At 52.2% G+C, this 12,659-nt stretch carries 12 protein-coding genes; 6 read left to right on the top strand and 6 right to left on the bottom strand.

The genetic code is table 11. From position 1 onward, the window contains the following. Window positions 1–363: 363 nt before the first annotated feature. The 3 genes from hslO to yrfG all read right to left on the bottom strand — a co-directional run bounded on the left by hslO (window position 364) and on the right by yrfG (window position 2,409). The gene (hslO, locus tag ACQY8X_RS19425) at window positions 364–1,236 is read right to left on the bottom strand and encodes an Hsp33 family molecular chaperone HslO (protein WP_428036787.1); all 873 of its coding nucleotides are present in this window, start codon (window positions 1,234–1,236) and stop codon (window positions 364–366) included. A gap of 100 nt (window positions 1,237–1,336) precedes the next feature. Next, window positions 1,337–1,747 carry a ribosome-associated heat shock protein Hsp15 gene (gene hslR, locus ACQY8X_RS19420; protein WP_428036786.1) on the bottom strand — a complete coding sequence of 137 codons (411 nt, stop codon included), beginning with the start codon at window positions 1,745–1,747 and terminating at the stop codon, window positions 1,337–1,339. 8 nt (window positions 1,748–1,755) lie between these two features. After that, window positions 1,756–2,409, bottom strand: a complete 654-nt coding sequence (gene yrfG, locus ACQY8X_RS19415) for a GMP/IMP nucleotidase (protein ID WP_428036785.1) — start codon at window positions 2,407–2,409, stop codon at window positions 1,756–1,758. 69 nt (window positions 2,410–2,478) lie between these two features. Between yrfG and nudE the strand changes: the two genes are divergently transcribed. Continuing rightward, the gene (nudE, locus tag ACQY8X_RS19410; RefSeq protein WP_428036784.1) at window positions 2,479–3,024 is read left to right on the top strand and encodes an ADP compounds hydrolase NudE; all 546 of its coding nucleotides are present in this window, start codon (window positions 2,479–2,481) and stop codon (window positions 3,022–3,024) included. Window positions 3,025–3,113: 89 nt separating this feature from the next. On the opposite strand, the gene ACQY8X_RS19405 is transcribed toward nudE, so the two are convergent. After that, on the bottom strand, window positions 3,114–3,395 hold the full coding sequence (locus ACQY8X_RS19405) for a hypothetical protein (protein ID WP_428036783.1): 282 nt from the start codon (window positions 3,393–3,395) through the stop codon (window positions 3,114–3,116). A 306-nt stretch (window positions 3,396–3,701) separates the two neighbouring features. Between ACQY8X_RS19405 and ACQY8X_RS19400 the strand changes: the two genes are divergently transcribed. Next, entirely contained in the window at window positions 3,702–4,286 is a 585-nt protein-coding gene (locus ACQY8X_RS19400) for a Fe-Mn family superoxide dismutase (RefSeq protein ID WP_428036782.1), read from the top strand. Window positions 4,287–4,370: 84 nt separating this feature from the next. Here the strand turns inward: ACQY8X_RS19400 and glnE are convergent, their stop codons facing one another. Then, on the bottom strand, window positions 4,371–7,316 hold the full coding sequence (gene glnE, locus ACQY8X_RS19395; RefSeq protein ID WP_428036781.1) for a bifunctional [glutamate--ammonia ligase]-adenylyl-L-tyrosine phosphorylase/[glutamate--ammonia-ligase] adenylyltransferase: 2,946 nt from the start codon (window positions 7,314–7,316) through the stop codon (window positions 4,371–4,373). Window positions 7,317–7,557: 241 nt separating this feature from the next. On the opposite strand from glnE, the gene ACQY8X_RS19390 reads away from it, so the two are divergent. The 4 genes from ACQY8X_RS19390 to argA all read left to right on the top strand — a co-directional run bounded on the left by ACQY8X_RS19390 (window position 7,558) and on the right by argA (window position 12,148). Then, a complete protein-coding gene (locus ACQY8X_RS19390; RefSeq protein ID WP_428036780.1) occupies window positions 7,558–8,238 on the top strand; it encodes a TIGR00153 family protein in 681 nt (226 codons plus the stop codon). Window positions 8,239–8,285: 47 nt separating this feature from the next. After that, a complete protein-coding gene (locus tag ACQY8X_RS19385; protein ID WP_428036779.1) occupies window positions 8,286–9,551 on the top strand; it encodes an inorganic phosphate transporter in 1,266 nt (421 codons plus the stop codon). Between the two features lie 102 nt (window positions 9,552–9,653). After that, window positions 9,654–10,805: an acetylornithine deacetylase gene (argE, locus tag ACQY8X_RS19380; protein WP_428036778.1), complete on the top strand. Its 1,152-nt coding sequence runs from the start codon at window positions 9,654–9,656 to the stop codon at window positions 10,803–10,805. A gap of 2 nt (window positions 10,806–10,807) precedes the next feature. Beyond that, entirely contained in the window at window positions 10,808–12,148 is a 1,341-nt protein-coding gene (argA, locus tag ACQY8X_RS19375) for an amino-acid N-acetyltransferase (protein WP_428036777.1), read from the top strand. Between the two features lie 42 nt (window positions 12,149–12,190). Here argA and ACQY8X_RS19370 read toward each other — a convergent pair. Beyond that, on the bottom strand, window positions 12,191–12,659 hold a 469-nt coding region (locus ACQY8X_RS19370), incomplete at its 5' end, for an ATP-binding protein (protein WP_428036776.1).

Below are 12,659 nucleotides of genomic sequence, written 5' to 3'. Positions count from 1 at the left end.
ATTGCCAGTTTTCACCACCAGCGCACCTGTGTCAGCGAGGACACCTTCGCCACGCTGAATGGCTTTTTCAACTAGCTGAGCCGGGCTCAAATTTACGTGTACAGTGTTCACGGTTTCTTTGCTCATTGCTTGATTCCCTTGGCTTCTAGCCAAAAAAAGTAATTTACCTGATAAAGCTGCCTGACCCCTGTTCTTGATATTTCCTGCCGGAAACCCAACGGAGCCGTTATTATTAAGGAGGCGTATTATGTCAAAAAAGCGTACAAAACACCATCAGCCCGGACATTTCCTGGCGGCAAAAAAAAACGTCCGGGACACACAAAAAAACAATCGCTAAAACAGTAACTTATTCACACAGCCGAATCAGTGCAACTGATCAGACCCTTCAATATTGGCACTATCAGAGAACAACATGGCGATATCTGCCAGATCAAACTGGTAAAGTTCGTTACAGAATTGGCAGCTGACATCGATGCTACCCTCATCACGCACAATCTGCTCCAACTCTTCCTGAGTCATATAACGCAGGGCATCACCGGTACGCTTGCGGGAGCAGTCACATTTAAACTGCAGGGCATCTGCATCAAAGAGACGGCAATCCTCTTCGTGAAACAGTCGGCGCAAGATAGTTTCGTTATTCAGAGTCAGTAACTCATCATCGGACAGGGTTGCGCCCAGGCAGCTGAAATGCTCCCAGTCGGCGGCAGAATCGCCCTTGGCTGGCATCACCTGCAGCAGAAAACCAGCAGCCCGCTGCTCATCTGCCGCCAGATGGATCTGGGTCGGCAACTGCTCGGAGAAGGCAAAATAGGCTTCCAGACAGTTACTCAGTCGTTTACCTTCAAGCGGTACAACCCCCTGATAGCGTTTGCCCTGCTCAGGCTCGATAGTGATCACTAACTGACCACCTTCCAGCAGATCACAGAACTCTGCCTGCTCCGGCAGTTCGCCATCAAACCGGGCGATGGCGCGCAGATCCCGTTGATGGTTACACTCTGCCATCAGGACTTTTAGCTGATTGTTACTCTGTGCCTGCAGGATTAAACGACCATCAAATTTAAGCGTAGCACTGAGCAGACTCACCGCAGCCATCATCTCACCCAGTAAGATGTTGATCAGCGCAGGATAATGGTGCTTTGCCAATGCCTGTTGATAACTCTGTTCAAGGCCAACCAATACGCTGCGGATGTCCGCCTGTTCAAAGATAACCCGTTGAAGCTGATCAGAACTGCTCATTTTAAATTTTGGAACCCATCTCTTTAGCTATAGTTTACCCAGGCCCGGCTGAAATAATGTCCCGGTAAAAAAGTCTGATATTAGCATAAGCGCAGCAAATCTAGCGATCTTTAAACTGGATAATCTTGCGCCGCTCTTTTTTGTTTGGCCGGTGATCCGGCGCACCATTGCCGCGCATAATTTTACGTACCGCGGCACTCTCTTCCCGGCTTTTGATGCTCTCTTCCGTTTCCTGATAGAGAAGCTGTGCTTCAGGTGCGCCCCGGCGCTGGTCAGATATCGCAACAATAATAACGGTTTTTTCATCTAACCCCTGGCGAATAACTAACTTTGCGCCAATCTCAACCGTGCGGCTGCATTTACCCCGCTGTCCCTGATAATGGACTTTGCCGCCCTCTACCGCCTCTTTTGCTGCCGCCCGTGTCTTAAAAAACCGCGCCGCCCAGAGCCATTTATCCAGTCTGACTTTCTGTTGCTGAGCGCCTTTGGCGGAGCCCGTCTGATTACTCATCTGTTTAGTCATCTACGCGTTATTAACTCATTAAAATGATCAATGGCACTGAAATCCGCAATCTCACGTCCAGGCTGCTGACTATCGGGCTGAAAAATACTCAGCAGATAACCAATACCATACTCCCGGGCAGACGCCAGCACCGCCAGACTATCATCCACCAGCAGCGTCCGCGCAGGGTCGAAGGGCTCGTCCTGCTGCAACTGCTGCCAGAACCCCTGCTGCTCTTTTGGAATCTGATAGTCATGGGAGCAGATAATCCGGTCTACCAGCTGATCCAGCCCGGTTTCCTCAAGCTTGAGCGCTAAGCTGTCCTGATGAGCATTGGTGACAATCACCCGACGCACCCCCTCTGCCTGAAGGTGTTCAAGAAAGTCATGCACATGGGGGCGAAACGCAATTCGCTCACGGATCTCCCGCTTAAGCGCTTTGATATCAACATTCAGCTCCTTTGACCAGTAATCAAGACAGTACCAGTTCAGGGTGCCCTGTTCCTGCATAATCCGTTGATGCAGCCACTGTTGCGCTGCATGAAAATCAACCCGGTGCAGCTCGGCATAGCGAAGCGGAAGATGCTCCAGCCAGAAATAGGTATCAAAATGCAGGTCAAGCAGGGTGCCATCCATATCAAGAAGCACCGTATCAATATTCGTCCAATCCATATAAAAAGTCAGAGCTGCGGGTTATATTAGTTTTGTATTTGGTCACTGAATGACGAGGAACGATCCAGTATGCCTGTAAAACCGGATATTTTGAAGGTAACCGCCACCGCTAAGAGCCGCCTGTTTCAAGTGGAGGAGATAGAGCTGCGGTTTTCTAATGGTGTTCAACGTACTTACGAGCGACTGGCCAACCGTGGGCGGGGCGCAGTGATGATTGCAGCACTGGATGAGCAACAGAACGTTCTGCTGATTAAAGAATATGCCGTAGGACTGGAAGATTACCTGCTGACACTGCCGAAAGGGCTGATCGATCCCGGTGAGGATGCGCTGCTGGCGGCGAACCGCGAACTCAAAGAGGAAGCCGGATTTGGGGCTGAACAGTTACGGGTGATTAAACAGATGACATCAGCACCTAACTATATGGGCCACAAAATCACCGTGGTACTGGCGGAAGGCTTATTCCCGTGCCGCCTGCAAGGGGATGAACCGGAAGAGATGGAGGTCATTCGCTGGCCGCTGGCACAACTGGATGAGCTGATCAGCCGGGAGGATTTCTCCGAAGGCCGCGCTATCGCAGCACTCTATATGATACGCGAACAGCTACAACAGCGCTGAACGGCCTGAGAAAAACCCGGCACCGACCCCAAGGCGAACTTCAGGCTGCGTCAATAAGCAGCCCTTCCCGCGCCAGTCGCGGCGTTTATTTAGGGGTTTTTACACTCCCGCGAGCCAACCCGGACAATACCTTCCACCTTCTGTTTCAGCGCTGGATCGGTGATAGTCCCCTGCATAATCTTCTCAACGTCATTATCGCTGAAGTGCTTATGAACATAGTTTGCCAGGCAGCTGCACTGTTCTTCAGTTGCGGTGCCTCCAGCGATACAACCCTGTTTAAAAGGCTCCCAGGTTTTCGATGTCAGATACTGAGTTTTCACAAAAAAAACCACCAGCAGTACTGCTGCTATCCAGAGAAACACTTTACCCATAACCCGTTATCGCCTTTATTGTAATAAGTAGTCGTCATATTGAGTTGTTATAATTTCAACGAGATCAGATTCTAACAGTTCCGTAACATCTGTCAGCTAACTTTAGTCTATACGCAAGGTCATTGGGCATTCCCCTGTTTTCAAAAGGGTTTTACAAGCAATGAAAAGCACTAACAAGGGTGCTATGATTCACGGTCAAAGGGCTACAACGCTTGAATTCTTATACTAAAGGCCCTATATAAATATCCTGGTTTATTTAACAGTTTCACTATCTATGCTGAACCTGACACTAAAAGGTAATTAATTATGAGCTTTGAACTACCAGCACTGCCATTCGCCAAAGATGCACTGGAACCCCACATCTCTGCGGAAACTCTGGACTTCCACCACGGCAAACACCACAACACCTATGTTGTTAAGCTGAACGGTCTGCTACCAGGAACTGAATACGAAGGAAAATCTCTGGAAGAGATCATCATGTCGGCACCTGCTGGCGGCGTATTCAACAACGCAGCTCAGATCTGGAACCACACTTTCTACTGGAACTGCCTGTCACCAAACGGTGGCGGCGAGCCAACCGGTGCAATTGCCGACGCTATCAACGCTAAATGGGGCTCTTTTGCCGCATTCCAGGAAGAACTGAACGACAAAGCGGTTAACAACTTCGGTTCAAGCTGGACCTGGCTGGTTAAAAACGCTGACGGCTCTCTGGAAATCGTTAACACCAGCAACGCCGGCACGCCAATGACCAATGGTCAGACTGCACTGCTGACCGTTGACCTGTGGGAGCATGCTTACTACATCGATTACCGCAACGTACGTCCTGACTACCTGAAAGGTTTCTGGGCGCTGGTAAACTGGGACTTCGCTAACCAGAACCTGGCGGCATAATTGACGACGCTCTTTCAGAGCGTCTGATACAGAAAAAGCTCTGACAATGTTGTCAGAGCTTTTTTTTTGCTTTTTAAATACCGCTTAGCTGGTCAGCTGGGCATTCCAGATCTGCATAATCGCCTCACGACACGCCTCTAACTCATTCGGGCTGACGACGCTGGAGCGGTTCTGCAGTACCTGCCGATGCCCCACTGAGCGGTAATTTTTATACACCTCCCGGAGGGTCTCAGCGTCTGCCGCGGGGATCACCCCGGTTTGCTCCATCGCATCCAGGATGCGGATATTATCGGTGTATTCAATCAATTGAGGATACTGGTGCGCATTCGCCAGGGCACTGTATTGCACGATAAACTCAATATCGACGATACCGCCACGATCCTGTTTCAGATTAAACAGCTCGCCCGCTTCTTTTTCTGAGGTGCCCAGGTGCTCGCGCATTTTTTCCCGCATCTTCACCACCTCTTCAGCCAACACTTGCGGCTGCCGGTGTTGGGTCAGTATAGCGGCCCGTACCTGTTCGAACTTATGCCGCAACGACTCAGAGCCGGCAATCACCCGCGCCCGCACCAGTGCCTGATGCTCCCAGGTCCAGGCCTCTTTTTCCTGATACTCAGAAAACGCTTTGAGAGAGCTCACCAGCAAACCAGAATTACCTGAAGGCCGTAACCGCATGTCCACCTCATAGAGGTGACCACCCGTGGTAAAGGTGTTGAGGATATGAATAATCTTCTGACCCAGACGGGTAAAGAACACCGAATTAGCAATCGGCTTTTTCCCCTCCGTATAGAGGCTGGCGTCAGCATCATGGACAAACACCAGATCCAGATCTGAGCCATAGGACAGTTCAATCCCCCCCATCTTGCCGTAACCGACAATGATAAAGTCCGGATCACAGGGCACTCCCGGTGCTTTCAGGGGAACGCCATGTTTTTCCGATAGTTGGCGCCAGGCGATATCCAGCACCTCCTCCAGAATCACCTCCGCCAGCCAGGTAAGATAGTCACTTACTTTCATCAATGGCAACGCACCGGTGATGTCTGACGCGGCGACGATCAATACATGGGCACTCTTAAAGTAGCGCAGCGTGTCCATCAGTTGCTCTTCATCCTCCTCAGGAATGCGCAGCAACTGCTGGCGCAGATCAGACTGCAATGTCGCTTTCGAGGGAGGAGAGTACAGCGTCCGCTGATCAATCAGCTCATCCAGCAGCACCGGCTGTTTTGCCAGAGTTTCACTAAACCAGGCACTGGCAGAACAAAGCCGCATCAGCTGTTTCATTGCCCCGGGGTTTTCCGCCAGGAGAACCAGATAGGAGGAACGCCGGATAACCGCCTGGATCAGCAGTAACACCCGTTCCAGGGTTTCCGCGGAGTTATCCACCGCTGCGACCTCGGTCATCAGCTTCGGCAATACCAGTTGCAAACGTTCATGTCCAACCGCCTGCATTACCTGCACTGACCGGTTGGACTTAAGGTTGCTGAACGCCTTCCAGGCCTGTTGCGGATTATCCAGTCCATGACGGGCAAAGAACGCCTCCCCCTCCGCAGCATCAACATCACTGGTCCATAGTTGCAGCCATTCACTGCTCTGATCGGTGCTGACCGGCGCGGAGTCTGCCGGTGCAATAACATCGGCAAAGTGCTCGCTGACCCGCCCACGCTGGCGATCCAGCTCAGCCATAAAGCTATCCCAGTTTTCAAACCCCATACTGTAAGCCATCCGCGCCTGTCCCACCGCATCGGAGGGCAGCTCCTGGGTTTGCCGGTCAGCAACAGCCTGAATCACATGTTCGGCATTACGCAGAAAGGTATAGGCTGCAGCAAGCTCAATGACCGCCTGCTCAGGTACGCCTACCGTTTCCGGCAGCAGCGGCAAGATATTCAGCAGCTCCCGCTGCTGCAGACGAGGGTCACGGCCACCGCGGATCAACTGAAATGCCTGGGCAATAAACTCCACCTCACGGATACCGCCAGAACCCAGTTTTACATTCCCCTGCAAACCTTTACGCCGCACCTCTTTATTGATCATATCCTTCATCGAGCGTAACGAATCAAACGCACTGAAGTCGATATACTTGCGATAAACAAAGGGGCGCAGCATCTCCAGCAGCTCAGCTCCAGCGTGCTGATCGCCGCCCACCACCCGCGCTTTGATCATCGCATAGCGCTCCCAGTCACGGCCCTGATTCTGGTAATACTCTTCCATCGCGGGAAAACTGCATACCAGCGGGCCGCTGGCACCGTAGGGACGCAAACGCATATCGGTACGAAACACAAAGCCATCGGCGGTAATACTATCCAGCGCCTGGATTAACTTCTGTCCCAGACGACTGAAAAAATCCTGATTAGCCAGCACCCGCCGACCACCTTCGGTCATCCCTTTTTCCGGATAAGCGAAGATCAGATCGATATCGGATGACAGATTCAGCTCATAGGCGCCCAGCTTACCCATCCCCAACACCACCAGTTGCTGTGGCTGTGCCGCACGCCCCGCAGAGGCCTGAGAGTGGGGCGTTCCCCAGTGACTGCAACAATCGTTGTAAAGCCACTCAAGCGCCTGGCCAATACAGGCATCGGCAAGGGCTGACAGGTCTGCCGTGGTGCCACGCATATCCGTGCTGCGGGTCAGATCACGCCAGATAATCCGCACCATCTCTCGCTGACGGAATTTTCTCAGCAGAGTATGCAGTTGCGCTTCAGTTTCCACCTGCAACAGGCTTTGCGCCAACCGCTGGCTATATTCATTAACAGCATAGGCACGGTACAGATCATTACTGCTTAGCAGCTCCTCAAGTAGCTGAGGTTTTCGATTCAGCTGCTCGGCGACATAGTCACTGCCTGTCAGAACACGCAGCAGATCTGCGTCAAAACCATCAACCGAAACAGACAGGTTTTTAAGCGACGCTGACGCCTTCTCCAGATTTAACGCTGCGCCGGGCTGAATCAGTGGCGGTAAACTTTTTATTCTTTGGCTGAGCATATGGAAAGGTACTCTGTCGATGGCCAGTGTGTTCTTCCAGCTTATCAAAAAGCCGTTTTCTGCACGACCGGTTTATCATCAACCCGGACGTCATAAAAAATTAACATTATCAAATAAGCGAAAAATAAAAACCCAAAAATCAGCGTGTTAGATGGCTGCAAGCCATAACTCATCCGCCATACTCATTGCGCCAGAGTCAGTTTGGTTACATTTATGTTTCATTTTCACTACAAATAGATCAGCAGCCAACGTATACTCGCGCAAAATTTGCACGAATACCGGTGATTTTATGGTTACAAATAACCCGATTTTGCAGATGTTTGCACGATCTCCATTCCAGCCCATGCAGGAACATATTGCTAAGGCTCACTCCTGCGCTATCCAATTAATACCCTTTTTTGATGCTGTCATGGCTGAAGACTGGGAGAAGGCAGCTGAGATTCAGCACAGCATCGCCGTACTGGAAGGAGAAGCAGACACGATGAAGAAAGAGATTCGGATGAATCTCCCCAACAGTCTGTTTCTGCCTGTTCCCCGCACAGACCTGCTTGAACTGCTGCGGATGCAAGATAAGATAGCCAACCGTTCAAAAGATATTGCCGGGCTGATGCTCGGGCGCAAGATGTTGATTCCTCAAGCGATTCAACCCTCCATTGCCGAGTATATTCGCGCCTCACTGAAAACCTCAGGCCAGGCACTGATGGCACTGAATGAACTGGATGAGCTGATAACGGCGGGTTTCCGCGGGCATGAAGTTAATGTTGTCGAGAATATGCTGCATGATCTCGATGATCTCGAACATGATGCCGACGAAATGGAACGCGAAGTGCGCTCATCCCTGTTCGATGTTGAGAAAGAGCTGCACCCAATCGACGCCATGTTCCTCTATCAGATTATTAGCTGGATTGGCGACCTCGCCGACAAAGCACAACAGGTAGGCAGCCGCCTGCAGTTGTTGCTGGCTAAGTAAATCTGGCGATCAAACTTTCTCCGAATCTTAGAAATTAGGTAGTTAACATGAGCATCATTGCAGACTATGGCTCTATCCTGGTCATCATGGCGTGTGTGTTTGGATTTTTTATGGCCTGGGGTGTGGGCGCAAACGATGTCGCCAATGCGATGGGAACCTCTGTCGGTTCCAAGGCGTTAACGCTAAAACAAGCGATTCTGATCGCTATCGTGTTTGAATTTGCTGGTGCCTATCTTGCCGGTGGCGCGGTAACAGCAACTATCCGCAAAGGGATCATTGACCCTGCGGTACTCTCCGGATCACCGGAACTGTTAGTCTACGGTATGCTCTCGGCACTGCTGGCCGCCGGCATCTGGTTGCTGATAGCCACCGTAATGGGCTGGCCCGTATCAACCACTCACTCGATTGTTGGCGCCATTGTTGGTTTTGCAGCGGTGGGGGTTTCAGTAGATGCGGTGCATTGGGACAAGGTGGGCAAAATTGTTGCCAGTTGGGTAGTCTCACCGGTCACCGCAGGCATTATATCCTTCTTCCTCTACCGCAGTGTGCAGGTTCTGATTCTCGATACAAAACACCCATTCAAAAACGCCAAGAAATATGTCCCGATGTATATTTTCGTGGTCGGCTTTATGGTCTCCATGGTGACCTTTACCAAAGGTCTCAAGCATGTGGGTCTGAATCCTGGATTTGGCGACAGTGCAATGATCTCTATCGCAGTAGCCCTTGCCACCATGATCTTAGGCATCCTGATGCTGCGCAAAATACATGCACGGGCAGAGGATAATGTCGATTACCACTTTGCCAGTGTCGAAAAAGTATTTGGCGTGCTGATGATGTTCACCGCCTGTGCAATGGCATTCGCTCATGGATCAAACGATGTCGCTAACGCCGTAGGGCCACTGGCCGCAGTCGTTGGTGTTGTAGGTTCAGGGGGTGAAGTAGCGCAAAAATCCGCGATGCCCGTGTGGATTCTGTTATTGGGCGGCAGCGGCATTGTTGCCGGTCTGGTGATGTATGGCCATAAAGTAATCGCCACTGTCGGCAATAACATTACCGAGCTGACCCCCAGCCGGGGCTTCGCCGCGACCCTGGCCGCCGCCTCAACCGTGGTTTTTGCTTCAGGTACTGGCCTACCGATCTCTACCACTCACACCCTGGTGGGTGCCGTTCTGGGTGTCGGTATGGCACGGGGCCTCTCAGCGCTTAACCTGCAGGTGGTCGGCACAATCTTTGTCTCCTGGCTGGTTACACTGCCCGCCGGTGCCCTGCTGTCGATCATTATTTTCTTCACCCTGAAAGGGATCTTCGGATAAACCGGATAACGAGCAAAAAGGCGGCCCTGCACAGGCCGCCTTTTTTATTTCTGCCGAAAGCGGCACAATGTGAAGAAAGTTAAATAATAAGCGGATATTTCTATGCAACCCTCCACGCCTGACCTGCTGACCATGCTCACAGAACTGATTGCGACGCCCTCAGTAAGCTGCACTGCGGCCCATTGGGATCAGAGCAATCTGGGCGTGATCGAAAAACTTGAAGCATGGTTGTCCGCTTTAGGGTTTAAAACTGAGGTGATGGCGATACCGGGACATCCGCAAAAAGCCAACCTGATCGCCACACTGGGCAGTGGCCCCGGCGGGCTGGTGTTATCTGGCCATACTGATACCGTGCCATTTAATGCGGAGTTGTGGAACAGTGATCCGTTTAAACTGACCGAAAAAAATGGTCGTTTCTATGGTCTGGGCAGCTGTGATATGAAAGGTTTCTTTCCTATTGCGATTGAGGCGGCCCGCAAGTTTACCGACAAAGCCCTGCAACAGCCCCTGATCATTCTCGCAACCGCCGATGAGGAAAGCTCGATGAGCGGTGCCCGGGCACTCGCTGACGCAGGCCGTCCAAAAGCACGCTATGCGGTGATCGGTGAGCCTACCAGTCTGCGCCCCATCTATATGCATAAGGGGGTGATGATGGAGCAGGTGAGAATTAAAGGCCGCGCAGGTCACTCCTCCGACCCCAGCCTGGGAGCCAGTGCACTGGACGCCATGCACTCGGTACTGGGCGAGCTGATCAATTTTCGCAAAGAGTTGCAGCGAGATTATCAGAACAGTGATTTCGCGGTGTCGGTACCCACCCTGAACCTCGGCTGCATCCATGGTGGCGATAACCCCAACCGCATCTGCGGTTCCTGTGAGCTGGAATACGATCTGCGGCCTCTGCCGGGGATGTCACCAGAAAACCTGCGCGAAGCGGTTAGCAAGCGCTTACAACCGCTGGAATCAATGTTTGGTGTCGAGATTATAACGGAGTCACTGTTTCCCGGTCTGCCCGCATTTCACAACGACAAGCACTCTGAGCTGGTGAGCATGGCGGAAAAACTCACCGGCTATCAGGCGGAAGTGGTTGCTTTTGGTACCGAAGCGCCGTTTTTACAGAACTTGGGAATGGATACCATTGTCATGGGACCAGGCTCCATTGATCAGGCCCACCAGCCCGATGAATATTTGGCTTTTGATCAGATAAAGCCTACAGTAGCGGTATTGGAACAACTGATTGCAAGGTACTGTTTTTAATCGTGAATACTGATAGCAGCCAATACGTAAACTGGTTTCGCCACAGCTCTCCCTATATCAATGCACATCGGGGGAAAACCTTCGTCCTGATGCTGGGAGGTGAGGCGCTGGCCGACACCAATTTTGCCAACATTATTCATGATATCGCCCTGCTCAACAGTCTTGGGGTGAAACTGGTACTGGTGCACGGCTCACGTCCGCAGATTGAAGCTAAACTCGAACAACAGAATATCGAAGACCGGGTTCACCACCACCTGCGGGTGACGGACGCAGACACTCTGCGCTGCGTCATCGAGTCTGCGGCAAGCCTGCGCATCGAGATCGAGGCAAAGCTCTCCATGGGGCTGGCTAACTCACCAATGCACGGTGCGAAAATCCGCGTATGTAGTGGTAACTTCGTCACGGCCAGACCCTTTGGCGTATACAACGGCGTGGATCTTTGCCATACCGGCGAGGTGCGCAGAATAGACCGGGAGGCGATTCGACAACAGCTCAATATCAACAATATTGTGTTGCTGTCACACCTGGGTTATTCCCCCACCGGCGAAGTATTCAATCTCGCCGTCGAGGATGTCGCCACTCAGGTCGCTATCAGTCTTGATGCCGATAAGCTGATCATGTTTGGAGAGGATGGCGGGGTGCGTGACAGTACCGAGGCGCTGCGTTCCGAACTGTTGGCTGATACCGCTGAGCGGCTGGTAAATCAGTATATGGCAAAGCATAGTGCGCCGGATCAGGTTCCCTCCGAGCTGTGCCGTCACCTGCAGGCCGCCGTAAAGGCATCCCGGCATGGTGTTGCCCGCAGCCATCTGATCAGCTATCGGGAAGACGGCGCATTGTTGTCGGAACTGTTTAGCCGTAACGGCATCGGTACCATGGTGATCGAGCACTCCTACGAACAGGTAAGACCTGCCACCATTGAAGATGTCGGTGGCATTCTGGAGCTGATCAGGCCGTTGGAGGAAGCGGGAATATTGGTGCGCCGCTCCCGGGAACTGCTGGAAGCGGAGATCGATCAGTTTACCGTGGTGGCCCTTGATGGTGCGATCGTCGGTTGTGCTGCCCTCTATCCATTTCAGGAAGAGCGGGTAGGAGAACTGGCTTGTGTCGCTATCTCACCGGAGTACCGAGGTGGTGAGCGGGGGGAAAAACTACTGGATGCCATTGAGGATGCGGCACGGGAGCAGCAACTGAACCGGCTGTTCGTTTTGACCACCCGCACCGCGCACTGGTTTATTGAGCGGGGATTCGAGCCAACTGAGATCAGTAGCCTGCCGAACAAAAAACGCGAGATGTATAACTATCAGCGCAACTCCAAGGCGTTTGCCAAGCTGCTGGACTAGTCGTACAGCAGCATTTATCCGCCCGGCAATACAGCGACGCGTCTAATTCAGCGGCATCCGGATAGAGAACAGTGCGCCCCCCAGGGCCGCCTCACCGATCTCCAGCTCACCGTCATAACTACTGAGAATATCAACCGCGACAGATAAACCGATGCCCTGTCCCGGGGCCGAAGTATCCGCCCGCGCACCGCGTTTAAGTATGGTTTGCCGCAACTCCGGTGAGATGCCATCACCATCATCTGAGATATCGATCTGCAGCATCCCCCCGCCATTACTGAAACAAACGGCCACCTGGCTATGACCATATTTAAAGGCGTTCTCGAGAATATTCCCCAACAGCTCCATCAGATCTCGTTCATCTGCCGGCAGCTGGTACTCACCCTCCAGCGAAAGTTTCACCTCAATATGTTTCTCGCGATAAACCTTATTCAGTGCAGCAACCATCCGCTCAATGATCGGCGCAACCGGGGTTTTCTTTGCCAGCGTTCGCCCCTGACTTTTAACTGCCCGG

This window comes from Amphritea sp. (genome assembly GCF_050300915.1).
Classification (GTDB): domain Bacteria; phylum Pseudomonadota; class Gammaproteobacteria; order Pseudomonadales; family Balneatricaceae; genus Amphritea.
Note: the sequence above shows the minus strand (reverse complement) of the source record. Positions and strands in the feature narration are given on the sequence as shown.

Excerpts from the sequence above, each read along its gene's own strand:
- hslO (WP_428036787.1), bottom strand. The coding sequence starts at position 1,236 with ATGAGCAGTTCTGATCAGCTTCAACGGGTTATCTTTGAACAGGCGGAC.
- hslR (WP_428036786.1), bottom strand. The coding sequence starts at position 1,747 with ATGAGTAATCAGACGGGCTCCGCCAAAGGCGCTCAGCAACAGAAAGTC.
- yrfG (WP_428036785.1), bottom strand. The coding sequence starts at position 2,409 with ATGGATTGGACGAATATTGATACGGTGCTTCTTGATATGGATGGCACC.
- nudE (WP_428036784.1), top strand. The coding sequence starts at position 2,479 with ATGCCTGTAAAACCGGATATTTTGAAGGTAACCGCCACCGCTAAGAGC.
- ACQY8X_RS19405 (WP_428036783.1), bottom strand. The coding sequence starts at position 3,395 with ATGGGTAAAGTGTTTCTCTGGATAGCAGCAGTACTGCTGGTGGTTTTT.
- ACQY8X_RS19400 (WP_428036782.1), top strand. The coding sequence starts at position 3,702 with ATGAGCTTTGAACTACCAGCACTGCCATTCGCCAAAGATGCACTGGAA.
- ACQY8X_RS19390 (WP_428036780.1), top strand. The coding sequence starts at position 7,558 with ATGGTTACAAATAACCCGATTTTGCAGATGTTTGCACGATCTCCATTC.
- ACQY8X_RS19385 (WP_428036779.1), top strand. The coding sequence starts at position 8,286 with ATGAGCATCATTGCAGACTATGGCTCTATCCTGGTCATCATGGCGTGT.
- argE (WP_428036778.1), top strand. The coding sequence starts at position 9,654 with ATGCAACCCTCCACGCCTGACCTGCTGACCATGCTCACAGAACTGATT.